24 protein-coding genes and 1 other annotated feature are annotated in these 24,196 nt (G+C 37.7%); of the genes, 4 read left to right on the forward strand and 20 right to left on the reverse strand.

Going from position 1 to position 24,196, the window contains the following annotated elements; genetic code table 11:
- Positions 1–143 precede the first annotated feature (143 nt).
- From greA to alaS, 10 genes are all read right to left on the reverse strand, one after another.
- Positions 144–620 (reverse strand): transcription elongation factor GreA, encoded by a 477-nt coding sequence (gene greA, locus BGI23_RS21150; protein ID WP_000179963.1) that lies wholly within the window; start codon positions 618–620, stop codon positions 144–146.
- 278 nt (positions 621–898) lie between these two features.
- A complete protein-coding gene (udk, locus tag BGI23_RS21155; RefSeq protein WP_000537087.1) occupies positions 899–1,537 on the reverse strand; it encodes a uridine kinase in 639 nt (212 codons plus the stop codon).
- A gap of 17 nt (positions 1,538–1,554) precedes the next feature.
- Positions 1,555–2,835, reverse strand: a complete 1,281-nt coding sequence (locus BGI23_RS21160) for a peptidase U32 family protein (RefSeq protein ID WP_000217969.1) — start codon at positions 2,833–2,835, stop codon at positions 1,555–1,557.
- Positions 2,836–2,853: 18 nt separating this feature from the next.
- Entirely contained in the window at positions 2,854–3,783 is a 930-nt protein-coding gene (locus tag BGI23_RS21165) for a peptidase U32 family protein (protein ID WP_000742781.1), read from the reverse strand.
- A 7-nt stretch (positions 3,784–3,790) separates the two neighbouring features.
- The gene (locus BGI23_RS21170; RefSeq protein WP_000389089.1) at positions 3,791–4,432 is read right to left on the reverse strand and encodes an O-methyltransferase; all 642 of its coding nucleotides are present in this window, start codon (positions 4,430–4,432) and stop codon (positions 3,791–3,793) included.
- Positions 4,433–4,634: 202 nt separating this feature from the next.
- Entirely contained in the window at positions 4,635–5,705 is a 1,071-nt protein-coding gene (gene mltG / locus BGI23_RS21175; RefSeq protein ID WP_070806864.1) for an endolytic transglycosylase MltG, read from the reverse strand.
- A gap of 215 nt (positions 5,706–5,920) precedes the next feature.
- Positions 5,921–6,199 (reverse strand): DUF1292 domain-containing protein, encoded by a 279-nt coding sequence (locus BGI23_RS21180; protein WP_000392247.1) that lies wholly within the window; start codon positions 6,197–6,199, stop codon positions 5,921–5,923.
- 12 nt (positions 6,200–6,211) lie between these two features.
- Positions 6,212–6,625, reverse strand: coding sequence for a Holliday junction resolvase RuvX (ruvX, locus tag BGI23_RS21185; RefSeq protein ID WP_001221197.1), 414 nt, complete (start codon positions 6,623–6,625; stop codon positions 6,212–6,214).
- Between the two features lie 3 nt (positions 6,626–6,628).
- Positions 6,629–6,895, reverse strand: coding sequence for an IreB family regulatory phosphoprotein (locus tag BGI23_RS21190; RefSeq protein WP_000348590.1), 267 nt, complete (start codon positions 6,893–6,895; stop codon positions 6,629–6,631).
- Positions 6,896–6,971: 76 nt separating this feature from the next.
- Positions 6,972–9,614: an alanine--tRNA ligase gene (gene alaS / locus BGI23_RS21195; RefSeq protein WP_000811832.1), complete on the reverse strand. Its 2,643-nt coding sequence runs from the start codon at positions 9,612–9,614 to the stop codon at positions 6,972–6,974.
- 40 nt (positions 9,615–9,654) lie between these two features.
- Positions 9,655–9,874 (reverse strand) — a binding site (T-box leader).
- Between the two features lie 222 nt (positions 9,875–10,096).
- Here alaS and BGI23_RS21200 point away from each other — a divergent pair.
- Positions 10,097–10,441, forward strand: a complete 345-nt coding sequence (locus tag BGI23_RS21200) for a PH domain-containing protein (RefSeq protein ID WP_070806865.1) — start codon at positions 10,097–10,099, stop codon at positions 10,439–10,441.
- Positions 10,442–10,479: 38 nt separating this feature from the next.
- Here BGI23_RS21200 and BGI23_RS21205 read toward each other — a convergent pair whose 3' ends face one another.
- Positions 10,480–11,547, reverse strand: a complete 1,068-nt coding sequence (locus tag BGI23_RS21205; protein ID WP_070806866.1) for an AI-2E family transporter — start codon at positions 11,545–11,547, stop codon at positions 10,480–10,482.
- A 176-nt stretch (positions 11,548–11,723) separates the two neighbouring features.
- Here BGI23_RS21205 and BGI23_RS21210 point away from each other — a divergent pair, with 176 nt between their 5' ends.
- Positions 11,724–11,936, forward strand: a complete 213-nt coding sequence (locus BGI23_RS21210; RefSeq protein ID WP_000242543.1) for a hypothetical protein — start codon at positions 11,724–11,726, stop codon at positions 11,934–11,936.
- A 35-nt stretch (positions 11,937–11,971) separates the two neighbouring features.
- Here the strand turns inward: BGI23_RS21210 and BGI23_RS21215 are convergent, their stop codons facing one another.
- The 7 genes from BGI23_RS21215 to cymR all read right to left on the reverse strand — a co-directional run bounded on the left by BGI23_RS21215 (position 11,972) and on the right by cymR (position 18,366).
- Positions 11,972–12,100, reverse strand: a complete 129-nt coding sequence (locus tag BGI23_RS21215; RefSeq protein ID WP_001053553.1) for a YrzQ family protein — start codon at positions 12,098–12,100, stop codon at positions 11,972–11,974.
- An 18-nt stretch (positions 12,101–12,118) separates the two neighbouring features.
- On the reverse strand, positions 12,119–12,307 hold the full coding sequence (locus BGI23_RS21220) for a hypothetical protein (RefSeq protein WP_000469281.1): 189 nt from the start codon (positions 12,305–12,307) through the stop codon (positions 12,119–12,121).
- A gap of 127 nt (positions 12,308–12,434) precedes the next feature.
- The gene (recD2, locus tag BGI23_RS21225; RefSeq protein ID WP_070806867.1) at positions 12,435–14,771 is read right to left on the reverse strand and encodes an SF1B family DNA helicase RecD2; all 2,337 of its coding nucleotides are present in this window, start codon (positions 14,769–14,771) and stop codon (positions 12,435–12,437) included.
- 96 nt (positions 14,772–14,867) lie between these two features.
- Positions 14,868–15,527, reverse strand: a complete 660-nt coding sequence (locus BGI23_RS21230; protein WP_000066393.1) for a tetratricopeptide repeat protein — start codon at positions 15,525–15,527, stop codon at positions 14,868–14,870.
- Positions 15,528–15,636: 109 nt separating this feature from the next.
- On the reverse strand, positions 15,637–16,752 hold the full coding sequence (mnmA, locus tag BGI23_RS21235) for a tRNA 2-thiouridine(34) synthase MnmA (protein ID WP_001038006.1): 1,116 nt from the start codon (positions 16,750–16,752) through the stop codon (positions 15,637–15,639).
- Between the two features lie 16 nt (positions 16,753–16,768).
- Positions 16,769–17,914, reverse strand: coding sequence for a cysteine desulfurase family protein (locus BGI23_RS21240; protein WP_070806868.1), 1,146 nt, complete (start codon positions 17,912–17,914; stop codon positions 16,769–16,771).
- Positions 17,915–17,949: 35 nt separating this feature from the next.
- Positions 17,950–18,366 carry a cysteine metabolism transcriptional regulator CymR gene (gene cymR, locus BGI23_RS21245; RefSeq protein ID WP_000704116.1) on the reverse strand — a complete coding sequence of 139 codons (417 nt, stop codon included), beginning with the start codon at positions 18,364–18,366 and terminating at the stop codon, positions 17,950–17,952.
- Positions 18,367–18,658: 292 nt separating this feature from the next.
- Between cymR and BGI23_RS21250 the strand changes: the two genes are divergently transcribed.
- Positions 18,659–19,945, forward strand: coding sequence for a replication-associated recombination protein A (locus tag BGI23_RS21250; protein ID WP_000812933.1), 1,287 nt, complete (start codon positions 18,659–18,661; stop codon positions 19,943–19,945).
- Between the two features lie 37 nt (positions 19,946–19,982).
- Positions 19,983–20,624, forward strand: coding sequence for an RsfA family transcriptional regulator (locus BGI23_RS21255; protein ID WP_000857700.1), 642 nt, complete (start codon positions 19,983–19,985; stop codon positions 20,622–20,624).
- A gap of 513 nt (positions 20,625–21,137) precedes the next feature.
- On the opposite strand, the gene BGI23_RS21265 is transcribed toward BGI23_RS21255, so the two are convergent.
- Positions 21,138–21,905 carry a tRNA threonylcarbamoyladenosine dehydratase gene (locus BGI23_RS21265; protein ID WP_000903179.1) on the reverse strand — a complete coding sequence of 256 codons (768 nt, stop codon included), beginning with the start codon at positions 21,903–21,905 and terminating at the stop codon, positions 21,138–21,140.
- Between the two features lie 503 nt (positions 21,906–22,408).
- A complete protein-coding gene (gene aspS, locus BGI23_RS21270; RefSeq protein ID WP_000840901.1) occupies positions 22,409–24,184 on the reverse strand; it encodes an aspartate--tRNA ligase in 1,776 nt (591 codons plus the stop codon).
- Positions 24,185–24,196: the final 12 nt, after the last annotated feature.

Genomic DNA, 24,196 nt, shown 5'->3' on the forward strand with positions numbered 1-24,196 from the left:
CCCCTTTTCCCTTTTAAAACCTATAGTCTCTAATTATAATATCAAAGCTTAAAGTATTTTTTTGACTTTTTTTGTCGAATCACTCTAAAGGTTACATAAAATTCTACAGAAAAAAAAGATTCTCCCGATAGGAGAATCTTTTTTTATTTTACAGAGATAATCTCTACTTGCATTTCTCCACCTGGAGTTTGGATTGCTACCTTTTCGCCAATTTGCTTACCTAATAAGCTTTTTGCGATTGGAGAATCGTTAGAAATTCTTCCTTCAAATGGATCTGCTTCTGCGCTACCTACGATTGTGTAAGCTTCTTCATCTCCATCTGGTAGTTCTTTAAATGTTACTGTTTTACCTAATGTAACAACTGTAGATTCTTCACCGTTATCTGTGATGATAACTGCGTTACGAATCATGTTTTCTAATTGTGTAATACGTCCTTCTACGAACGCTTGCTCATCTTTCGCTGCATCATACTCAGAGTTCTCAGAAAGATCTCCGAAGCTACGTGCAATCTTAATGCGCTCTACAACTTCTTTACGTTTTACCGTTTTTAAATCCTCAAGTTCGTTCTCTAGCTTTTGCTTACCCTCTTGCGTCATAGGGTATGTTTTTTCTGTTGCCATATTTTCCACTCCTTTTATATACCAATCCCCCGAAAAAAAGAGGAGTTCCATATGAAAACTCCCCCGCTTATATGTAAAGCGGAGGTTTCTAGCACGCCTGTACTAGCGGAGTTGTCACATACAACCCCGTATTCCCAATTCTTCTTTATATAAAGAAGATATGTATGGAAAGTTGATATAAATATGCCCTCACCTATATATAGATGAGGTTGCATGTTTCATTGTATTCGATAGGAAGGGAAAAAATCCCTTCCTACCGTATATCTTTTACTATGCTATTACAAATTTACTTTTTGTTCAAGAATTGTTGCAATTTTTGTAACCATAATATCAATTGCAACGTGGTTTTGTCCACCTTCAGGGATAATAATATCCGCAAATTTCTTAGAAGGCTCAATAAATTGATTGTGCATTGGACGTACAACATTTACATATTGATCAATAACTGAATCCATCGTACGACCACGTTCTTTAATATCACGCTGCATGCGGCGTAAAATACGAAGGTCAGCATCTGTATCAACGAATAACTTAATGTCCATTAACTCACAAAGACGTGGGTCTTCTAAAATAAGAATTCCTTCTAAAATGATTACATCTTTCGGCTCAACTGGAATAATTTCATCTGAACGCGTATGCAATGTATAGTCATATACAGGTTTCTCTACTTGTTTATATGCAAGCAACTGCTGCAAATGTTCAATTAACAAATCATTATCAAACGCTAATGGATGATCATAATTTGTTTTTAAACGCTCTTCCATTGGTAAATGGCTTTGATCTTTGTAATAATAATCTTGCTCTAAGATTAAAATGGAATGACCTTTAAAATGGTCAAAAATCGCTTTCGTTACACTTGTCTTACCTGACCCTGAACCACCAGCAATTCCAATTACAACAGGCTTATTCGTCCCCATTCGACTATCACTCTTTCTTATTGAAGTATGCTTTTGCGCATCATATTATTCACATACACTGGTTGATCCACTTTGAATTTCACGATTTGCAACGGATGTCTCGCTGCATCTAATTCGTTTCCATCCTCATCCCAAATTTTCTCCACCGTTTGCGTAAAGTTTTCTATTTCTGGCCCAAAGAACTCCACTTCATGTCCTGGTTTGAAATGATTACGTTGCTCAATCGTTACGATGCCCGTTTCTTCATTATAATCTAACACTAAACCAGCGAAATCATACGTTGTTTTCTTACTATGATTTCCAAACATTTGCTCTTGATGTCCTGGAACCCCTTCAAAGAATGCAGGAGCTGTATCACGATTTGCACATTTATCAAGCTCATCTAACCATTCTTGTTTAAACTCAAAGTTATCAGGATCCGCACAATATGCATCAATTACTTTACGGTATACTGTCGCTACAGTAGCTACGTAATGGATTGATTTCATACGTCCTTCAACTTTTAAGCTATCAATTCCAATTTCAATCATTTTCGGAATTGATAAAATTAAATTTAAGTCTTTTGGACTCATTGCAAAGTGAGCATCTTCTTCTTGGAATAGAGGAAGCTCTTTTGCATCTTTATGTTGTGATACTGTTTGAACTAAATCATAATCCCAGCGACAAGATTGACAACAACCACCACGGTTAGAGTCACGCGCTGTCATATGGTTACTTAGCGTACATCTTCCTGAATATGCGATACACATTGCACCATGGACGAATGCTTCAATTTCAATATCCACTTTTTCTTTAATCTCTTTCATTTCTTCATAGCTTGCTTCACGAGCTAATACAAGACGATGTAAACCTTCTTCTTTCCAATACTGTGCTGCTTTCCAGTTGGATAGTGATTGCTGTGTGCTTAAATGCACCTCAACAGAAGGCGCTACACGTTTACAAGTCTCAATGATAAGCGGATCAGCAACGATAATTCCCGTTACGCCAGCTTTTTCAATCCCTTTTAAATATTCCTCTAGCCCGTCCATATTTTCATTATGTGCAAAGATATTTGTTGTTACATATATTTTTGCTCCATATTTCTTTGCAAATTCCACACCTTCTGCCATTTCTTCCAGTGTAAAGTTACCTGCATTCGAACGAAGACCAAATTCTTGTCCACCTAAATATACAGCATCTGCCCCGTAATGGATAGCTACTTTTAATTTTTCTAAGTTACCCGCAGGGATTAACAGTTCAGGTTTCTTCACAATAACGCGTTTGCCATCGATCACTCGTGAAATTTCTTGTACAGTCATTTCCTACACCCTCCTCGTTTAGTAAACCGTCTCTTTAAAGAAGAATCCTGTATCTAACGGACGATTCACCGGTTGCATTTCTTCGATCTCTTTATATAAGTCGTCTTTCACGTCGTAATACGCATCACGATCTTCTACACATAAATCAATTGCTTTACGATATTTCTTCGTTACCTCAATAATGTATGCAGAACTTTTTAGTACACCATCAACTTTTAAGCTATCAATTTCAGCATCAATTAGCTCTTCTAACTCATCGATGAAACAAATATCATTTGGACTCATAATGTGAGTACCATTTTCATCTTCATAAATTGGATATTTATTGTTACGCTCTGGGTCATATAAGAACATATTCTCTTCATATTTTTTCTTTTCGATGTCAAGATGACGTCCTTGATACTCAAAGTAGTTTCCTACTAACGAACGCTTCGACTGGAACATACAAGTCATACCGTGAATTTGCACTTCAAGTTCCACTTCAGCATTTTCTTTTAATTCAACAATTTCATCTAAGCTAAGCTCGCGAGCTAATACAGCACGTTTTGCTCCTCTTTGTCCCCAGTAGTTACAAGTAAACCAGTTTGTTGCTGTTGTTTCTGTATTCCAGTGCAATTGCATATTTGGCGCTACTTCGCGAACCGCCATTAATACTGCTGGATCTCCGAAAACAATTGCATCTACATGTACTTCGTTTAAAAATGCAACATAGTCTGTTAATTCTTCTACTTTATCGTTGTGGAACATAGCGTTCATTGCTACGTATACTTTTACACCATTTTCATGTGCAATCTTCACAGCTTGTTTCACATCTTCACGTGAAAATTCCCCTGCTAAACGTAAACCAAACTTTTGCTCACCGATCATTACCGCATCTGCTCCTGCTTTCGCAAGAGGTTCGATATCCGCCACTGCTTTTGGTGTTACTAACAATTCTGGTTTCTTCATACCTTGGTCACCCTTTCTTTTTACTAACAGCTACTCCATCACCAATTGGGAAAATCGTTGTATCATATCCTTCATGGTTCATAAGCCATTCATTGTACGTCTTAATACGACGGATTAAACCACGTGTACGTCTGTTTTCAATTTTCTCTTTCGTTGTTACAAGACCATGGTACATAACATTATCTGAAATAATTACGCCACCAGGATTTAATAACGGTTCATATAAGTCAAAAAAGCGACGATATTGTCCTTTTGCTGCGTCAATAAAAATAACGTCAAATGTTCCATGTTCTTCTACTTGCTCGCCTGTTTCTAACGCATCACCGTAAATAACGGAAATACGTTCTTTAACTGGTGAACGTTCTATATATTCAAGTGCTTTTTCATATCGATCGCGATTGCGCTCAACTGTCACAATGCGAGAATTTGGAATAGCTTGCATCATACGAATACTAGAATAGCCAATTGCTGTACCTAGCTCTAAAATGCTCTTCGGTCCAATTAAACGTAAAAATTGCAACATAAATTCCATTCCAAGTCGATCCATAATTGGCACATGATTTTCTTTCGCATAGTCTTCCATTTCAAGAATTAATTTATCTTTCGGATCAATAAATGATAATAGGTACTCGTTAACTGCATCCTCCATAATGGTCCTCCTTATTTACATGGAGAAGTGCCTCTATGACGTCTTTTCACACATAGAATGCAATAAAAATACAAGCCAGCTTTATCCTTAGCTTGTACGTCCCGTTTTGATATTAAAAACGATTCTTCTGCCAGTTTTTAACCCGATATATTTTACCACAAAAAAGAGGGATATGCGACCTTTTTCACTATCCCTCCCCATTTCACTGCTTTTTCGTAATATATTTTTGCTTTAATGCATTATGCTCTTCCAATGTTTTCGCATAATACACTTCACCAGTTGGTGCAGCTAAGAAATAATAATAATCTGTTTGCGCAGGTTCTAACGCCGCTTCCACTGAATGTTTGCCAGAGTTTGCAATCGGACCGACAGGTAATCCTTTCACAACATACGTATTGTACGGTGAGTTAACCTTTAAATCTTCGTATAACACACGTTGTTTATGCTTTCCAAGTGCATATAATACCGTTGGATCCGTTTGAAGCGGCATACCTTTTGCTAAACGATTATAAAAGACACTAGAGATCTTTTGACGATCTGTAAAGCCTGTTGCCTCTTCTTCAATAAGTGAAGACAATGTTAAAAGCTGATGAACATCCCAGTTTTTCGCTTTCATTTTTGCTTCGTTTTGAACAATGATTGCATTCGTTTTCTCAAGCATCGGAATGACAATTTCCTCCAAAGTTGTATCTTTTTTATAGAAAGAGTACGTCGCAGGATATAAATAACCTTCTAATGGATATTTAATATTGCTATCAAAGATTTTATCCGTTAACAGCTTGGGATACTTTTGCTGCATTTTTTGAATAAATACTTTATCGTTTAATTGACGTACAACATCATCTTTATTCCACTTTAATTCGTTTGCAACCGTTTCTGCAATTTCAGTTACTTGTGCCCCTTCTTTTACCGTCACTTTATAAAGAGCTGGACGATGTACATTACCAGATGACATTTGCTCAATAACATCTTTTGCACTCATTGAAGGATTTAATAAATATGTACCCGCTTGTAAATTTTTAGATTTAGCCTTTGTATAAAAACTAAAAACTGTACCGTTTTTCACAGCACCTTTTTCTTCTAAAATCTCACCAATTTTACTAGTAGATGATCCCTTTGGAATTTCTACTTCAATCTCTTTTTTATTCCCGCTATCAACCGGTCCTAATGCGGATGAAATATACGCATAGACTGAGCCACAAACTAAAAGCAGTGCAATTATCGAGAATAAAAAAATGCGTCTACGCTTCTTTTTCACTTGATTCTCTACCAAAACTCTTCCTCCTTATTCAATTGTAGGCCATATGTACATCTTTCTATACAACATGATAAAAAATCACAATACATTTACCTATCATTTTTGACAGATACTTTATTTTCTACAATCCGTCTCATTATACTACAAAGGATTACGCAGTTTCGACAAAAAATCTTTCATTTTACATATAAAAAAGGCGGACGATATACCGTCCACCTTTTCAGTACTTATTATTCAGCTTCTTGCTCATCAGCTAGAGTGTTGAACATTTCTTGTACCATTTCCCACTCTTCTTCAGATTCGATTGGAAGTAAAGTTCCGCCCTCTTCTTCATTTTGCTCATAAGCCATTGCATCATAAATTTGGTCTCCATCTTCGTCTACTTCACCGATTGGAGAGAAGACTACGTATGATTTTTTGCCAAATTTTTCAGCGTCAAAAGTGAAAATAATTTCACATAAATGTTCGTTACCTTTTTCGTCTACAATTGTAATTTGATTTTCTTCCATTTTGGTCACCTCTTATTTACTATCTAAAAATCCTTGTAAGATTACGACTGCAGCCATCTTATCAATTACTTGCTTTCGCTTCTTACGGCTTACATCGGCCGAAATGAGTAGACGTTCCGCTGCCATCGTTGACAAACGCTCGTCCCACATTACAACGTCTAATTGTAACAGCTCTCGTAGGTTTTCTGCAAATTGTTGGCATGCTTCACCACGCGGGCCAATTGTACCATTCATATTTTTAGGTAAACCTACTACTATCTTGTCCACATCATACTGTTTTACTAACTCAGAAATGCGGTCAAAACCAAATTGACCTCGTTCTTCGTTAATCTTGATTGTTTCAAGCCCTTGCGCTGTCCAGCCCATTTCGTCACTAATTGCAACCCCGACTGTTTTTGTACCTACATCTAAACCTAATATCCGCATAAATTACTCCTCACGATGATGTTTCAAGTAAGACTTCACAAGCTCTTCAATTAATTCATCACGTTCAAGCTTGCGAATGATGCTTCGCGCATCTTTATGGCGAGGTATGTATGCTGGGTCTCCACTTAATAAATAACCGACGATTTGGTTAATCGGATTATAGCCTTTTTCTTGAAGTGCATCATACACAGTTAAAAGTACATCATTTACATGGACACTCTGTTTTTCATCTTGAATGCTAAACTTCATTGTTTTATCAAAACCGTCCATTTCAAGCACCTCACTTATATAGTAAGTATAGGGAGAAGAACTTCTCCTCTCCCTACCATTGTACACTACTATCTCTTTATTTTGAAACAGATTTAACGTACTCTTGTACAAATGCTAAAGCTTCCTCAACTTGCGCTGGGTTTTTACCGCCCGCTTGTGCCATATCAGGACGGCCACCACCGCCACCACCACAACGAGAAGCTACTTCTTTCACAAGTTTACCAGCATGGTATCCTTGGCTAATTAAATCTTTCGTTACGCCAGCTAAGATGTTTACTTTATCATCATTTACAGACGCTAATACGACAACTGCAGATTGTAATTTATTTTTTAGGTCATCCATCATCGTACGTAAGTTGTTCATATCTGCAACATTTACTTTTGCCGCTAATACGTTCACGCCATCAACTGTCATTACTGAATCAGTTAAGTTTCCAGCTTCAATATTGCTTAATTTTGCTGCAAGAGATTCGTTTTCTTTTTGAAGTTGTTTTACTTCAGCAAATAAACCATCTACTCTTGTTAAAATGTCTTTTGGATTTGTTTTCATTTTTCCAGCTGCTTCTTTTAATAAACCTACTTGATCGTTCATTAATTCATAAGCAGACTTACCAGTTACTGCTTCAATACGACGAGTTCCTGCACCGATACCAGACTCAGCAACGATTTTGAAAATACCGATAGAAGCTGTGTTATCAACGTGACAACCACCGCAAAGCTCTAAGCTATAGTCGCCAACTTGTACAACGCGTACAACATCACCGTATTTTTCACCGAATAATGCCATTGCGCCCATTTCTTTCGCTTCTTCAATTGCTTTTTGAGAAATCTCAACATCAATACTTTCCCAAATTTTCTCGTTTACGATACGCTCAATTTTTTCTAATTCGTCAGCTTGTACTTGACCAAAGTGAGAGAAGTCAAAGCGTAAACGTTCAGAAGTTACAAGAGAACCTGCTTGGTTAACGTGTGTTCCAAGTACGTCTTTTAATGCTTGGTGTAGTAAGTGAGTTGCTGTATGGTTCTTCACAACGCTACTACGGTTTTTCGTATCGATAATAGCTTTTACAGCCGCATCTTTCGTTAATGTACCTTCTTCAACTACAACTTTGTGCAAGTTTTGGCCGTTTGGTGCTTTTTGTACGTCTTTTACAAGAACTTTCACGCCGTCAGCAAGAAGGTAACCACGGTCTGCAATTTGCCCGCCGCTCTCAGCATAGAATGGTGTTACATCAAGCATTAATTGTCCTTCTTCACCTGCTTGTAAGCTGTCTGCGTATTCACCGTTTTTCACAAGTGCAACAACGTTACTTTCTGTTGCAACCGTACCGTAACCAACGAACTCGCTCGCTACTTTCACTTCTCCAAGGACACCGCCTTGAACTTGCATAGAATCAACGTCTTGACGAGCAGCACGTGCGCGCTCACGTTGTTTTTCCATTTCATTTTCAAAGCCTTCATGATCAACTGTCATACCAGCTTCTTCTGCATATTCTTCTGTTAATTCAATTGGGAAACCGTATGTGTCATATAGACGGAACGCATCTACTCCAGAAATAACAGTTGTTTTTTCTTCTTTCGCTTTTGCAATAACTTCAGCTAAAATTGCTTCACCATCATGAAGTGTTTCGTGGAAACGCTCTTCTTCATTTTTCACAACTTTTGCGATGAAATCTTTCTTTTCCAGTACTTCTGGATAGAAGTCTTTCATTACTTCTCCAACAACCGGTACTAATTCAAACATGAACGGACGATTAATGTTTAATTTCTTAGAGTAACGAACAGCACGGCGTAATAAACGACGTAACACATAACCACGGCCTTCGTTAGATGGAAGAGCACCGTCACCAACAGCGAATGTTACTGTACGGATATGGTCAGCGATTACTTTAAACGCCATATCTTTTTCTAAGTCACCATTACGATACTTCTCACCAGAGATTGTTTCTGTTGCACCAATCATCGGCATGAATAAGTCCGTGTCAAAGTTCGTAGGTACATCTTGAACGATAGATGTCATACGCTCTAGACCCATTCCTGTATCGATGTTTTTCTTAGGAAGTGGTGTATATGAACCATCTGGATTATGGTTAAATTGAGAGAATACAAGGTTCCATACTTCTAAGTAACGCTCGTTTTCTCCTCCTGGATATAATTCTGGGTCACTAAAGTCATTACCGTAAGCTTCTCCGCGGTCATAGAAAATCTCTGTATTCGGTCCACTTGGTCCTTCACCGATGTCCCAGAAGTTTTCTTCTAAGCGGATGATACGCTCTTTTGGAACACCCATTTTCTCATTCCAAATTGTGAATGCTTCTTCATCTTCTGGATGGATTGTAACGGATAGTAATTCTTTATCGAATCCGATCCATTTGTCGCTCGTTAAGAATTCCCAAGCCCAAGTAATTGCCTCTTCTTTGAAGTAATCGCCGATTGAGAAGTTCCCTAACATTTCAAAGAATGTATGGTGACGAGCTGTTTTCCCTACGTTTTCAATATCGTTTGTACGAATTGATTTTTGAGCATTTGTAATACGTGGATTTTGCGGGATTACACGTCCATCAAAATATTTTTTTAATGTTGCTACACCACTGTTAATCCATAGAAGAGATGGATCTTCATGTGGAACTAGTGATGCACTAGGTTCTACTGCATGTCCTTTTTCTTGGAAAAAGTCTAAAAACATTTGACGAATTTGTGCGCCTGTTAGTTGTTTCATTGTATTTTCCTCCTTAAATATAAAAAACTCCCGCCCCTATAAAAGGGACGAGAGTTAACTCGCGATACCACCCTAATTATGAATTGATTACTATAACAATCAATTCATCACCTCATGGTGCCGTAACGTGGCAAGACGGCAGTGATTAGCTGCTCTCAGGATTAGCTTTCTGTTACCCTTCATTTAAAGCTTCTTTCAGCCATATGGAAGCTTCTCTCTATAAATGGACTGTAACGTACTTGTTCCGTCATTGATTTAATGTATTATATGACTAAATATAATAGAATTCTCTTAAGTTTGTCAATGTAGATAATCATTTATATTATATCAATTACTTATTAATCATAGCTATTCTACTATTCATTCTTAACAGCCTTTTCATATATTATGCATGTATTAACAAATTGTACTACTCCCACGCGCTTTTCTGAATATTTAATTTTTGTTATAATTAAATTATTAATAATAAAGGAGCGATTATAATGACAACCTTATTGAACAAAGCTAAAAATATGTTAACGACTGATGAAACAATATTGTTTTACGTAGCCTGTTCACTAGACATATTTATTTATCGTTCCGTCGCAAGGCCAGGATTGCTAATTTTAACAGACAAACGGCTCTTCTTTTATGGACCAGATGTAAGTAAAAACCCTTTATTTGAAGAGTACGCTTTCGCGAAAATTTCAAATTTAAAAGAGCAAAAGCGGCTTTTCAGCAATCAAATTGTATTTATGTACGATAATGAATGGAAAAAAATAAAACATATTCAAACAAATGATGTAAGCTCTCTCATTCAAAAAATAAACGAGCAACTCTCTAAATAATGATAGCCCTCTACTTTTATAAGTAGAGGGCCTTCCTATTACACATCTTCTTTTTTCCAAAGGGGCCTTACATGAACGATCACTGTACGAATGACCGCTAAAATAGGAACTGATATTAATAACCCTACAATTCCTGCCACTTCTCCCCCAACTAATAATGCAAGCATAATAATAACAGGATGCATGCGAAGCGACTTACCAACGATATAAGGGGATAAAATGTTACTTTCTACGAATTGCAAAATAGCGATCGTAATCCCCGCTTTAATGAGTAAACTTGTTGATACCGTTGCTGCAATCATCAATGCTGGAATCGCTCCTAAAATAGGGCCAAAGTATGGGATTATATCTGTTATCCCGATGATGATGCCAAGTAATAATGGATATTTCATACCGATAAACCAAAAAGAAAGAACCGATACTCCTCCTAATACTAAACAAACGAATAACTGTCCGCGAATATAACTTCCAAGTGACTTATCAATTTCTTTCGCCAACATTTGCCCCGTACTACGCCACTTATTCGGGACTAGTTTCCAAAAGATATGATAAAACTCGCCGTAATCTTTTAATATGTAAAATACAATGAACGGAATTAAGAAAATAATGAGTAACGAATCTAGTACACCACGAGCTGTGCTCATCACTTTATTTAAAAGTGCTTGTATCTTCGTCTCTACTCCGACAAAAATTTGTTTCACCTTTTCATGAATAAATGACGGAAAATTCGCTGTTTGTTCTGTAACACCATCCATCCACGAATCATACATCTTTGTAAACTGCGGGAATTGTTCATTGATTTCTTGTAATTGCTTAATCACAACCGGCGTTCCTTTATAAATTCCATAACCAATCCCGCCAAAGAAAAGGATGTAAATAAGCAAAATAGCGAGTGTACGCGGCATCCCTTCCTTATGAATTTTTTCAATTAAAGGATGCAATAAATACGCAATGAAACATGCAATAAGAAACGGTGTAATGGCCACTTTACATACAAAAATAATCGGTGCCCATAGCGGCTTAATTTTTAAAAAAACGAGCAAACAAAGAAAAACAAGTAACAATAACCCTAAACGATATATCCAAATGATTTTAAGATTCTTCACACGAAAAACCTCCTCCACCTTTATTTTGAAAATAAATAGGGTAGGTTATGTGCAAAAGTTTTAAAATCTTTTCGTGCAGACCATACTGTTTTGTAAAGATGTACATATACATAACATAACAAGGACAACCACCCCTAAGAATGCAGCATGAAACATTATAATCAGGAGGGCTCATAATGGTTTTATTTATGCTCATATTATCTGCACTTTTTATGATTCTTGAATGGATTTGTATCGGGTTTGGTATTTGGAAAGGCTTCTTTATTCGTTCCTCACGAAAAGAAAAAGCGAAGCAATTATTTCATTACGGAATGCTTGGCGTTGGATGTTACGGCCTATCTTATCTCTTCTCTGAAATTGGACTTTTATATTTGCATACAAGTGCATAAAAAAACTCCCTTATCATGAAGGGAGTTTTTTACGCTTATAAATAAGATTTAATCATCTTACGTGCTTTTTTCATATTACGTTTTGAAAATACATCTTGTTTGCGAGCATATTGATATGCTGCCGCTCCAACACCTAATGCGATTAATGAATTGCGTAGATTCAAAGTAAATCCCCCTTTTCGTTATCCGATCGTTCTTTCATTCTCATCAAATAAATCATCAAGAGAGCTTAGTGAACCATCTTCTTCTACTTGATGCGTATGGATTTTCCCCTTTGAAACCGATAATTCGATATAACAATTCCAGCAATAAAATTGGTTGACACCTATTTTTCCAATGTCTTTCCCTTTGCAATTTGGACAAATAAACATATGGCGTTCATCTCCTTACAGTCTCCCGGATTCTATTCGCCATTATGTCCAAACTGCATTCATTTATACATTGCTGGAGCCTTTCAACGTTATACGTTTGAAAGTTTCACTATATAATTTCACCTTGTTACATGAAATCATACGGTGAAATGTTTTCCACGTCCATTTCTTCGCCGTTAACCGTTACCATCTGTACTTCTCCTTGTGATTCTTGCAATCGACTAGCTAAAGTCGTTTGACGCATTGCATCATCAAGGCGATTTACACCAGACTGGAAAGCAGCTTCCTCCCCGCAAATAATAAGGAACTTCTTACTTCTTGTAATACCAGTATAAATTAAATTACGACGTAACATACGATTATAACTTTTTACTATCGGCATAATCACAATCGGAAATTCACTACCTTGTGATTTATGAATCGAACAGCAATAGGCATGTGTAATTTGATTTAAATCTGGTTTTGTATATGTTACCTCAATTCCATCAAATGAAACGATAATCATATCTTGTTGCTCAACGTTCTCTTTCGCATAAAACACCGAAACAATTTCGCCGATATCACCATTAAATACTTGGCTCTCCGGCTGATTAACGAGTTGCAAAACTTTATCGCCTCTTCGGTATACAACATCACCGTAAGCAATTTCTTTACTCTTTTCTCTTTTCGGATTAAACACTTCTTGCAACGCTTCGTTTAGTACATTAATACCAGCCGGTCCACGATACATCGGGGCCAATACTTGTACATCTCTTGCGCTAAACCCTTTTGTCTTAGCGTTTTCGCAAACCTTCTTAACAACTTCAACAATTTGAGCTCCTGTGCAGCCGATAAATGAACGATCTTTTTGGTTTTGCGCTAAATCTGGTGGGAGCATTCCATTTTTTATCGCATGGGCAAGTTGAATCACTGATGAACCTTCTGCTTGACGATAAATTTCAGTAAGCTTTACAGTTGGAACTGCACCTGCATTCAATAAATCTTTCAATACTTGTCCAGGCCCTACAGATGGTAATTGATCTTCATCACCTACAACGATAACTTGAATGTTCGTCGGCAATGACTTAAACAGCTGATTTGCAAGCCAAATATCAACCATTGAAAATTCATCAATAATAAGCAACTTCCCTTGTACCGGATCTGTTTCATTACGCTGGAAAGACCCTTCTGGCGTCCATCCAAGTAAACGGTGAATTGTACAAGCTGGAAGCCCTGTTGATTCACTCATTCGCTTCGCTGCTCTTCCTGTTGGAGCCGTTAATAATATCGGAAATGGATTATCATCACTATATTCATTCGGATTTAACGATAGCCCGTGAAGTGACGCATACATTTCAACAATTCCTTTAATAACTGTTGTTTTTCCCGTTCCTGGTCCACCTGTCAATAACATCATCGGTTTATGAAGTGCCGTTTGAATTGCTTCTTGCTGAAGTGGTGCATACTGTACGCTCAGTTGTTCTTCAATTTCACCTAACGTCTTTAACACTTCTGCTTCAGGAAATGAAGGTGTTTCTTCTTGATTCATAAGCCTGCGAATGGACTTTACAACACCTTTTTCAGAGTAGAATAACGTTGCTAAATACACTCGCTCTTCTTCTATGATGACTTTCCCTTCACTTTGCATCGTTTCAATACAGCCTACAATATCTTCCTCAGTCACTCTTCCTTCTTGATTGTTTAAAAGTGACATCGTTTCTCTTACAAGTTGGTCTTTCCTCATATAAACGTGACCAAGTTGTAATGAGACATTCTCTAACGTGTAAAAACATCCTGCGCGTACACGGTCGTCGTGATTACCCGATATCCCTAACGCACGCCCTATATCATCCGCTCTTCCAAAACCAATCCCGTCCACTTCTTCGATAAGTTGGTACGGGTTATTACGAATCACTTCTAATGTCATCTCTTTATATTGTTGGTAAATCTTAATAGAAAGCTTCGTTCCAAAACCGTAGCCATTTAAAAAGCTCATTACTTTCTCTAATCCTTGATGTTCAACAATTGTCTCATAAATTTCTTGTGCTTTTTGCTTGTTGACAACACCATTTAAAGCCTCAGGATCATCCATAATTTTAGAAATAGCATGTTCCCCCAGATGGTCCACAATTTTTTCAGCTGTACGCTTTCCTATCCCTTTAAATAAATCACTCGCTAAATATTGCACCATACCAGCTTTCGTTTGCGGCAATTCTTTCTTAAACGTTTCGACCATATATTGTTTTCCATACTTCGGATGGTCTTTAAAATGACCTGTCAACGTAAACACTTCATCTTCATGCATGCGAGGAAAATGACCGTTTATCATTACTTTCTTTTCGTCGTACGTTTCATTCGTTTCAATGACTTTCATACTGACAACGGAATAGAGGTTTTCTTCGTTGTGGAAAATGGTATGAAGAACTTGCGCTTTTATAAACTTTTTTTCTTCCTCAAACAAATCCATTGCATGTTGATTTCCCATCTTTCCTCTCCTTTCCGGTTTCATTTCACTTTAATGAGCAGTACATCCCCCACCTATTTAGATGAGGGATAACTACTCATTAACTATATTTTCATCTTATTCAGCTTCTTGCTCTAATAAACGAACACCATTACCAGCTAAAAAGTGATCTGGCTGAATTTCAGTTGCTTTCTTAAATAAAGCGAGAGCTTTCTCGTTATTATCTTCAAATACGTATGCAACACCTAAATTATAATACGCATCTGCATGCTCTTCATCCATTTCTAATACTTTTTCAAAGTAAGGCTTCGCCTCTTGAATATGTTCCAGTCGCGCAAAGCAAAGTCCACACTGGAACACAGCTTCTACATCGTTTTCATCTAATTCTGTTGCTCTTTGTAAAAACGGCAGTGCAAGACGGTCATTTCCAAGTTGCACATGTGTAATACCTAGCATAAATGTTACATCAGCTGATTGTAATCCAGCTTGCATCGCTTGTTCAAATACAGCTTTAGCCTCTGCAAATTGCTCTTGACCGTAATATACATTTCCTAATCCATAATACGCAGCCGCTGATTTATCATCTAACTCCAATGCACGTTTATAAAATAAAATTGCTCTCTCACTGTCACCTAGTACATCTAATAAGTTCGCAAAATTAATATATCCAAGCGCATCTTTCGGATTTTCTTCGATTGCTTCTGTGAAATTTTTAGCAGCTTCTTCCCAGTTTCCTTCTTGCATATATTGAATACCTGTTTCAAGTTTGTTTGACATGTCCTTCACCTCTACAACAAATTATAACAAAGAATGTATTTTCCAAGCGAACGAAAATTCGCCTTATATAAAAGAAACCTCTAACCGCGAATCGGCAGAGGCTTCTCTTTTATCCTAAATAATCCAATTTCTTACCGCTACGGTACACTTCATCAATTGTAGCACCGCCTAAACACTCATCTCCATCATAGAAAACAACTGCTTGTCCTGGTGTAATTGCACGAATTGGCTCGTCACAAAGAATACGAACTGTATTTTCATCAACGATTTGAACCGTTACTTTATTGTCTTCTTGACGATAACGGAATTTCGCTGTGCACTTAAATTCTTTTTCTTTCGCTTCATTACTTACCCAGCCAACATTCGTAGCAATAACTTCATCGCCATATAGAAGTTCGTTATGGAATCCTTGATCAACATATAAAATGTTTTCTTTCAAGTTTTTCCCAACAGCAAACCACGGATCACCGTTACCACCAATACCAAGGCCATGACGTTGTCCAATTGTATAGTACATTAAACCGTCATGCTTCCCTTTCACTTCGCCAGATAACGTTTGCATCACACCTGGTTGTGCTGGTAAATAGTTACTTAAGAAATCTTTAAAGTTACGCTCACCAATGAAGCAAATACCAGTACTATCTTTCTTCGCCGCTGTCGCTAAACCAGCTTCTTTCGCCATTTCACGAATTTGTGGTTTCTTCAGTTCACCAAGCGGGAACATTGTTTTTGATAATTGCTCTTGGCTTAATTGATTTAAGAAATACGTTTGGTCTTTATTGTCATCAACGCCGCGAAGCATTTTATATTCGCCGTCCATATAAGCAACGCGTGCATAATGACCTGTTGCTACATAATCAGCACCGAGCGCAATGGCATGCTCTAAAAATGCTTTAAATTTAATTTCTTTATTACACATTACATCTGGGTTTGGTGTACGACCAGCTCGGTATTCATCTAAGAAGTACGTAAATACTTTATCCCAGTATTGTTTTTCAAAGTTTACTGCATAATACGGAATACCAATTTGGTTACACACTTCGATTACATCATTGTAATCTTCTGTTGCTGTGCAGACACCATTCTCATCTGTATCATCCCAGTTTTTCATAAAAATTCCGATTACATCATAACCTTGCTCTTTTAATAAAAGAGCCGCTACAGATGAATCGACGCCACCGGACATCCCGATGACAACGCGTGTTTCGTGAGGTAGTTTGTTCATCATGTCACCTCCCATGCTAATTTTGTGTTAATCGCTTCACGATTTTCACTGTTTCGTACGCCGCTTTCTCAACTTGCTCTTTCGTATTTCCAAGTCCGAAACTAAAGCGTACGGATGAACGTATTTGATCGGAGTCTTTTCCGAACATCGCCACTAATACATGTGATGGATCAATTGAACCAGCTGTACAAGCCGAGCCACTTGATACTGCAATGCCAGCTAAGTCTAAGTTCACAAGAAACGGTTCAATGTTCATTCCTCTAAAACTAATATTAAGCACATGTGGTAAGCGATATTCTAAGTTTCCGTTTACCTCGAAAGTAATGTCTTCATTTTTGAAGACAGATACCATTATATCTTTAAACTCTTCATATTGGGCATTTTTTTGCTCACGAGTTTTTTCAGCTAGCAAAATTGCATGTTGCAACCCAACGATGCTCGGCACATTTTCAGTACCAGCACGGCGTTTTCTTTCTTGCTCCCCGCCTATTAATAACGGTTCAAATTTCACATTTGCACCAGCGTATAAGAACCCGACACCTTTTGGCCCGTTAATTTTATGAGCCGAAATTGATAATAAATCAATACCAAACTCTTTCACATCAATTTCTACTAAACCGTAAGCTTGTACCGCATCTGTATGGAAATAAGCTTGATGCTCTTTTAGCAGCTTACCTATTTCCGCAATTGGTTGCATCGTCCCAACTTCATTATTCCCAAACATAATAGATACAAGAATTGTCTCTTCTGTTAATACCTTTTGTATGTCAGAAACTTGAACGCGTCCTGTTTCATCAACAGGTAAATATGTCACTTCAAATCCTTCACACTCTAACAATTCACACGTATGCAAAATTGCATGATGTTCAATTTGTGTCGTTATAATATGGTTACCTTTATGACGGTTCGCACGCGCTACACCGATAAGCGCTAAATTATCAGCTTCCGTACCACCGCTCGTAAATATAATTTCATTCGGATTCGCATGAATGCTACGTGCACATGCGCGTCTCGCCTCATCTACTGCATGGCGCGTTTGACGTCCATAAAAGTGAATACTAGACGGATTTCCGAATGTTTCTGTCATATATGGAATCATCTTTTCGACCACTTCCGGGTGAGTGGGAGATGTCGCAGCATGATCTAAATAAATGCGTTCCATTAAATCTCCTTCTTTCCAAATCGTTTCACAAGGAATTAAATGTAAAACATATAGCCCCCGTGATTCTCTTCCTCATAACGTACTAAATCTTCTAACGTTGTACTATCTAACACTTCTTGCACCGCATCACGAACACGCATCCATAATTGGCGTTGTGCTGGTTCTTCTTCTTCTATCATTTCTACAACACTAATCGGCCCCTCTAATACACGGATTACATCCCCAGCTGTAATATTAGCTGGCTGATCTGATAATACATACCCGCCATATGCTCCGCGTGTACTCTTTACTAGACGCGCGTTACGAAGTGGTGAAATTAATTGCTCTAAGTAATGTTCCGATAAATCATGTGCCTGCGCAATTGATTTTAAGGAAATTGGACCTTCACCAAACTTTTTTGCAAGATCGATCATAATTGTTAAGCCGTAACGGCCTTTCGTTGAAATCTTCATCTATTTTGCACCTCTTTTCAAATTTTCACTTCTATTGGTTATATCTTATTTATAAAAGAACACAATTTAAAATCCTATGAAATTATAGCATAATATAGTATTATAAGAAATTTCAACTTGTGTATCAAAATGATAACATAAAATCACATTGAAAAACTCGGAAATTATTACAATTGAAAGAAAAATGAAAATATTCATATTCATTTTTCCCACAAAACAGCATCCTATTTCAAATTCCACTAAAAAAAATGATACGATAGAAAGAGATTATACATTAAGGGAGACGGTAAAAATGAAACAACCACTCGCACATCGAATGCGCCCTACAAATATTCAAGAAATTATCGGACAACAACATTTAGTTGGTGAAGGAAAAATTTTATGGCGAATGGTCCAAGCAAATCATTTTCAATCTATGATTTTATATGGCCCTCCAGGCACTGGAAAAACATCCATCGCGAGCGCAATTGCAGGAAGTACCGGAACCCCTTTTCGCCTATTAAACGCTGTTACTCATAATAAAAAAGATATGGAAGTTGTCGTACAAGAGGCAAAAATGCATCGACACCTCGTTTTAATTTTAGATGAAGTACACCGTCTAGATAAAGCAAAACAGGATTTTCTATTACCTCATTTAGAAAGTGGACTCCTTACCTTAATTGGTGCGACGACGAGTAATCCGTTCCATGCTATTAATTCTGCTATTCGAAGTCGGTGTCAAATCTTCGAATTACACGCATTAACAGAAGATGATCTTTTAATTGGCTTAAAACGAGCACTTGAAGATAAAGAAAAAGGTCTTGGGGAATATGATGTAACTGTTACGCCTGAAGCATTACATCACTTCGCAAATGCATCAGGCGGAGATATGCGTTCCGCTTATAATGCACTGGAACTAGCTGTTTTATCTAGCTTTACAACTGATGACAAAGCTGCGGAAATTACGCTGGAAATCGCCGAAGAATGCTTACAAAAAAAGAGCTTCGTTCATGACAAAGGCGGAGATGCTCATTATGACGTATTATCGGCATTTCAAAAATCGGTGCGCGGAAGTGATGTAAATGCAGCACTTCACTATTTAGCACGTCTTATTGAAGCTGGTGACCTGCAAAGCATCGGTAGACGTCTTCTTATTATGGCATATGAAGATATTGGACTTGCTAGCCCGCAAGCTGGACCGCGTACACTAGCCGCGATAGAATCAGCTGAACGCGTTGGATTCCCAGAGGCACGCATACCACTTGCAAATGCCGTTATTGAGCTTTGCCTATCACCAAAATCAAACTCAGCTTATAAAGCACTTGACGCTGCCTTACACGATTTACGGAACGGGCAAACAGGCGACATCCCAAGTCATTTAAAAGATAGTCATTACAAAGGCGCAGAGGCACTTGGAAGAGGCATTGGATACTTATATCCACACGACCATCCAAATGGTTGGGTACAGCAACAATACTTACCTGATAAAATAAAAAACAAACAATATTATAAACCGAAAACGACAGGGAAATTTGAACAAGCACTTTCTACTGTATATGAAAGATTACAAAGTTCGAATAAAACGAAAAATAAAGGGTAACATAAGCGAAAACGTCACCATTATGGAGGCTTCGCTTATGAAAACACGTCAAGATGCATGGACAAAAGAAGACGATCTCCTTTTAGCAGAAACTGTTTTACGACATATTCGCAGCGGCAGTACACAAATAAAAGCATTCGATGAAGTCGGCGATGCTTTAAACCGCACTTCCGCAGCTTGCGGTTTTAGATGGAATGCTGAAGTAAGGCCGAATTATGAAGATGCGGTGCAGCTTGCGAAAAAACAACGTAAAGAATTAAAGCGTTCTGAAGCTAAAATAGAAAAAGATCAGTTCACAAAAACGAAACAACTCGTAATCGACGCTGAGTTTTCAGAAGATATTGTACCAAGTAAACAAGAACTTACAATGCAAAATGTCATCTCGTTTTTGCAAAACTTGGAGCACAATAATCCTTCACTCGCAAAGTTACAAACTGAAAATGAAGTATTACAAACTCAGCTCACTTCCTTGCAAAAAACGAATGATGAGCTCGAAACTAAATTAGCTGTACTCACAAAAAAACAACAAGCAATCGAAGAAGATTATGCAATGCTCGTTAGAATTATGGATCGTGCTCGAAAACTCGTTTCAGTTGAAGAACAAGAAGAGCAGATCGCTCCCATTTTCAAGACAGATCAAAATGGAAATTTAGATATTATTTATTCTGCAGAGAATTAAAAAAGATGTCACCTAGCCCAATTTTCCGGCTAAGTGACATCCTTTTTTTGTCTCTTCGGTGGATAGCATATTGGTAAATGAAATTATATCGATGATTTTTCGAATATATCTATCGTAACTTACAATATATCAACGATTTTTTAATTATATCGACTATTCGACAAGGAATAACGATTTACCGACAAATATTTACAAAATAAGTAAACCTGCTATACAAAGAACTCCCTGAATTAACTGGATATTTTTTACTTAAATGTTACTATAAACATATACGATTGAAAGGAGCTGATTGCCATTTCATTAGTAGCCTTCAAAATAACACTCGGTATTCTCGTTCTAACGTTAGGTCTTTTTACCATTCACAGTTTAAAAAAGACCTCAGGTTATAAATCAGACAAATATGATTATTACTTACTGGCCTTGCTTACATTTGAACTAGTAGCAATGCAAATACCCCTATTTCTTTAGCACATATAAAAAAGCATATATCCGAAATGGATATATGCTTTCATTTTATTCTTGCCCTACACGTTTCACTTCTACATTTTTAATGCGTTCACGTACAACGTGACTTGCCATAATTAAGCCTGCCACAGATGGTACGAATGCATTTGATGAAGGTGGTAATTTCGCTTTACGAATTTTTGCATTTTCGTCTGGTACGATTTCTTTACGTACTTCTTCACGAATTACGATTGGGTTTTCGTCAGAGAAGACAACTTTTACACCTTTTTTAATGCCCTCTTTACGAAGCTTCGTACGAATGACTTTCGCAATTGGATCTGTATGTGTTTTAGAGATGTCCGCAATACGGAAACGAGTTGGGTCCATTTTATTTGCTGCACCCATACTTGAGATAATTTTAATTTTACGACGTAAACATTGTTTAATTAAATGAATTTTGAACGTAATCGTATCAGATGCATCCACTACAAAGTCTAAACCGTACTTAAAGAACTCTTCATATGTTTCATCTGTGTAAAACATTTCTAGTCCAATTACTTCACACTCTGGGTTAATGTCTGCAATACGCTCTTTCATTAATTCTACTTTTGAACGTCCTACAGTAGATACTAAAGCGTGAATTTGACGGTTTACGTTTGTAATATCTACAACATCTTTATCTACTAATACGAGACGCCCAACTCCAGAACGTGCTAACGCTTCAGCTGCAAAAGAACCTACGCCGCCAATTCCTAAAATACCGACTGTACTATTTTTTAATATTTCAAGTCCTTCTTTACCGAAGGCTAATTCATTACGTGAAAATTGATGTAACATTCAGCTCTACACTCCTATTACAAAAATGGTCTACCATGTATTCTAGCGTTTTTCCGACTATTTGTATAGAAAAAGTTATAGAATTCCTAAAAATACATATTTCGAAAATAAAAACATAGTGTAAACCGGGATTTTGTTTCTTCCTAAATACACGTTTAAAAAGGAGGATTTAGAGAACCGAGCAGATCGAGGCACTGAAGCCAGGAGGAGCGCAGTGTAGCGTTACTACTCGAGTACCGGACTAGCATACGTAACGACGAGATGCGATCCTTATCTGAACCGGACTTTTTAAACTTCCTTCCAATACACGTTTAAAAAGGAGGATTCAGAGGGCCGAGCAGATCGAGGCACGTATGCTAGGAGGAGCGCAGTGTAGCGTTACTACTCGAGCACCGGACTAGCATACGTAACGACGAGATGCGATCCTTATCTGAACCGGACTTTTTAAACAACCTCTCAAAAAAAGCCTAGATGGTATTAGTATAACCATCTAGACCCTATTCTTACTTCTCTTCTTTTAAGCTTAATTTTAAGTTTAACTCTTCAAGCTGTGCTTCTGCAACTGGGCTTGGAGCTTCTGTTAATAAGCAGCTTGCGCTTGCTGTTTTCGGGAATGCAATTGTATCACGAAGGTTCGTACGACCTGCGAGTAACATAACAAGACGGTCTAAACCTAATGCAATACCACCGTGTGGTGGAGTACCGTATTCGAATGCTTCTAATAAGAATCCGAATTGCTCTTGCGCTTCTTCTTGTGAGAATCCAAGTGCTTTGAACATTTTTTCTTGTACGTCACGCTCGTAAATACGAAGTGATCCACCACCAAGCTCATAACCGTTTAATACAAGGTCATATGCTTGCGCACGTGCTTTTTCTGGTGCTGTTTCTAATAGCTCAACATCTTCACGGAATGGCATTGTGAATGGGTGGTGAGCTGCGAAGTAACGATCTGCATCTTCATCGTACTCAAGAAGTGGCCAATCCGTTACCCATAGGAAGTTAAATTTACTTTCATCAATTAACTCAAGCTCTTTACCTAGACGTAAACGAAGTGCACCTAAGCTGTCTGCAACAACGCTCTTCTTATCTGCTACGAATAGTAATAAGTCGCCAGCAGTAGCTTCTAGTGTAGTCATTAACACATTTGCATCTTCTTCACCGAAGAATTTCGCGATTGGTCCTTTTAAACCGTCTTCTTCCACTTTAAGCCAAGCTAAACCTTTTGCACCGTATACTTTTACGAATTCAGTTAATGCATCAATGTCTTTACGAGAGTATTTGCTCGCAGCACCTTTTGCATTAATTGCTTTTACTTGTCCGCCGCTTTCTACAGCACTTGTAAATACTTTAAAGCCACAGCCTGCTGCAAATTCAGATAAGTCTGTTAGTTCCATTTCAAAACGTGTATCTGGTTTATCAGAACCGTAACGAGCCATTGCATCAGCATATTTCATACGAGGGAATGGTGCGCTAACTTCTACACCTTTTGCATCCTTCATAACTTTCGTCATCATGCGCTCCATCATATCTAAAATTTCATCTTGTGTTAAGAATGAAGCCTCGATATCGATTTGCGTGAATTCTGGTTGACGATCCGCACGTAAATCTTCGTCACGGAAACAACGTGCTACTTGATAGTAACGCTCAAATCCACCGACCATAAGAAGCTGTTTAAATAGCTGTGGAGATTGTGGTAATGCATAAAATTCACCGTCATGCACACGGCTTGGTACTAAATAATCACGAGCACCTTCTGGCGTGCTCTTCGTTAAAATTGGTGTTTCCACTTCTAGGAACTCTTCTGTATCTAAGAAGTTACGAATTGTTTTTGTTACGTCATGACGCATTTTGAATGTGTTGAACATTACAGGACGACGTAAGTCTAAGTAACGATATTTTAAACGCACATCTTCTGATGCATCTGTATCATCAGCGATAATGATTGGCGTTGTTTTCGCTGCGTTTAATACGTTTACCTTTGTTGCTTGTACTTCAATACGACCAGTTGCCATATTGTCATTAATTGCGCCTTCACCACGCTCAACAACTGTACCTTCTACGTGTAATACGTATTCGCTACGAATTGTTTCTGCTACTTCTAGCGCCTCTTTTGATGTTTCTGGGTTAAATACTACTTGTACGATACCTGTACGGTCACGTAAGTCGATAAAGATTAATCCACCTAAATCACGGCGTTTTTGTACCCAACCTTTTAATTGAACTGTTTGTCCAACTGCTTCTACTGTTACTTTTCCACATGCATGTGTTCTTTCAGCCACTGTAAGTTCCCC

It is taken from the genome of Bacillus sp. ABP14 (assembly GCF_001831375.1).
In the GTDB taxonomy this organism is placed as follows: Bacteria; Bacillota; Bacilli; order Bacillales; family Bacillaceae_G; genus Bacillus_A; species Bacillus_A paranthracis.

Bases quoted from the DNA above. Each gene is read 5' to 3' on its own strand.
- greA (WP_000179963.1), bottom strand. From the start codon at position 620: ATGGCAACAGAAAAAACATACCCTATGACGCAAGAGGGTAAGCAAAAG.
- ruvX (WP_001221197.1), bottom strand. From the start codon at position 6,625: ATGCGGATATTAGGTTTAGATGTAGGTACAAAAACAGTCGGGGTTGCA.
- BGI23_RS21240 (WP_070806868.1), bottom strand. From the start codon at position 17,914: ATGGAACGCATTTATTTAGATCATGCTGCGACATCTCCCACTCACCCG.
- cymR (WP_000704116.1), bottom strand. From the start codon at position 18,366: ATGAAGATTTCAACGAAAGGCCGTTACGGCTTAACAATTATGATCGAT.
- alaS (WP_000811832.1), bottom strand. From the start codon at position 9,614: ATGAAACAACTAACAGGCGCACAAATTCGTCAAATGTTTTTAGACTTT.
- BGI23_RS21230 (WP_000066393.1), bottom strand. From the start codon at position 15,527: ATGTCAAACAAACTTGAAACAGGTATTCAATATATGCAAGAAGGAAAC.
- recD2 (WP_070806867.1), bottom strand. From the start codon at position 14,771: ATGGGAAATCAACATGCAATGGATTTGTTTGAGGAAGAAAAAAAGTTT.
- BGI23_RS21210 (WP_000242543.1), top strand. From the start codon at position 11,724: ATGGTTTTATTTATGCTCATATTATCTGCACTTTTTATGATTCTTGAA.
- BGI23_RS21265 (WP_000903179.1), bottom strand. From the start codon at position 21,905: ATGTTACATCAATTTTCACGTAATGAATTAGCCTTCGGTAAAGAAGGA.
- BGI23_RS21165 (WP_000742781.1), bottom strand. From the start codon at position 3,783: ATGAAGAAACCAGAATTGTTAGTAACACCAAAAGCAGTGGCGGATATC.
- BGI23_RS21180 (WP_000392247.1), bottom strand. From the start codon at position 6,199: ATGGAAGAAAATCAAATTACAATTGTAGACGAAAAAGGTAACGAACAT.
- BGI23_RS21190 (WP_000348590.1), bottom strand. From the start codon at position 6,895: ATGGACGGTTTTGATAAAACAATGAAGTTTAGCATTCAAGATGAAAAA.
- BGI23_RS21200 (WP_070806865.1), top strand. From the start codon at position 10,097: ATGACAACCTTATTGAACAAAGCTAAAAATATGTTAACGACTGATGAA.
- mnmA (WP_001038006.1), bottom strand. From the start codon at position 16,752: ATGAACAAACTACCTCACGAAACACGCGTTGTCATCGGGATGTCCGGT.
- udk (WP_000537087.1), bottom strand. From the start codon at position 1,537: ATGGGGACGAATAAGCCTGTTGTAATTGGAATTGCTGGTGGTTCAGGG.
- BGI23_RS21220 (WP_000469281.1), bottom strand. From the start codon at position 12,307: ATGTTTATTTGTCCAAATTGCAAAGGGAAAGACATTGGAAAAATAGGT.
- BGI23_RS21160 (WP_000217969.1), bottom strand. From the start codon at position 2,835: ATGACTGTACAAGAAATTTCACGAGTGATCGATGGCAAACGCGTTATT.
- BGI23_RS21250 (WP_000812933.1), top strand. From the start codon at position 18,659: ATGAAACAACCACTCGCACATCGAATGCGCCCTACAAATATTCAAGAA.
- BGI23_RS21170 (WP_000389089.1), bottom strand. From the start codon at position 4,432: ATGGAGGATGCAGTTAACGAGTACCTATTATCATTTATTGATCCGAAA.
- BGI23_RS21255 (WP_000857700.1), top strand. From the start codon at position 19,983: ATGAAAACACGTCAAGATGCATGGACAAAAGAAGACGATCTCCTTTTA.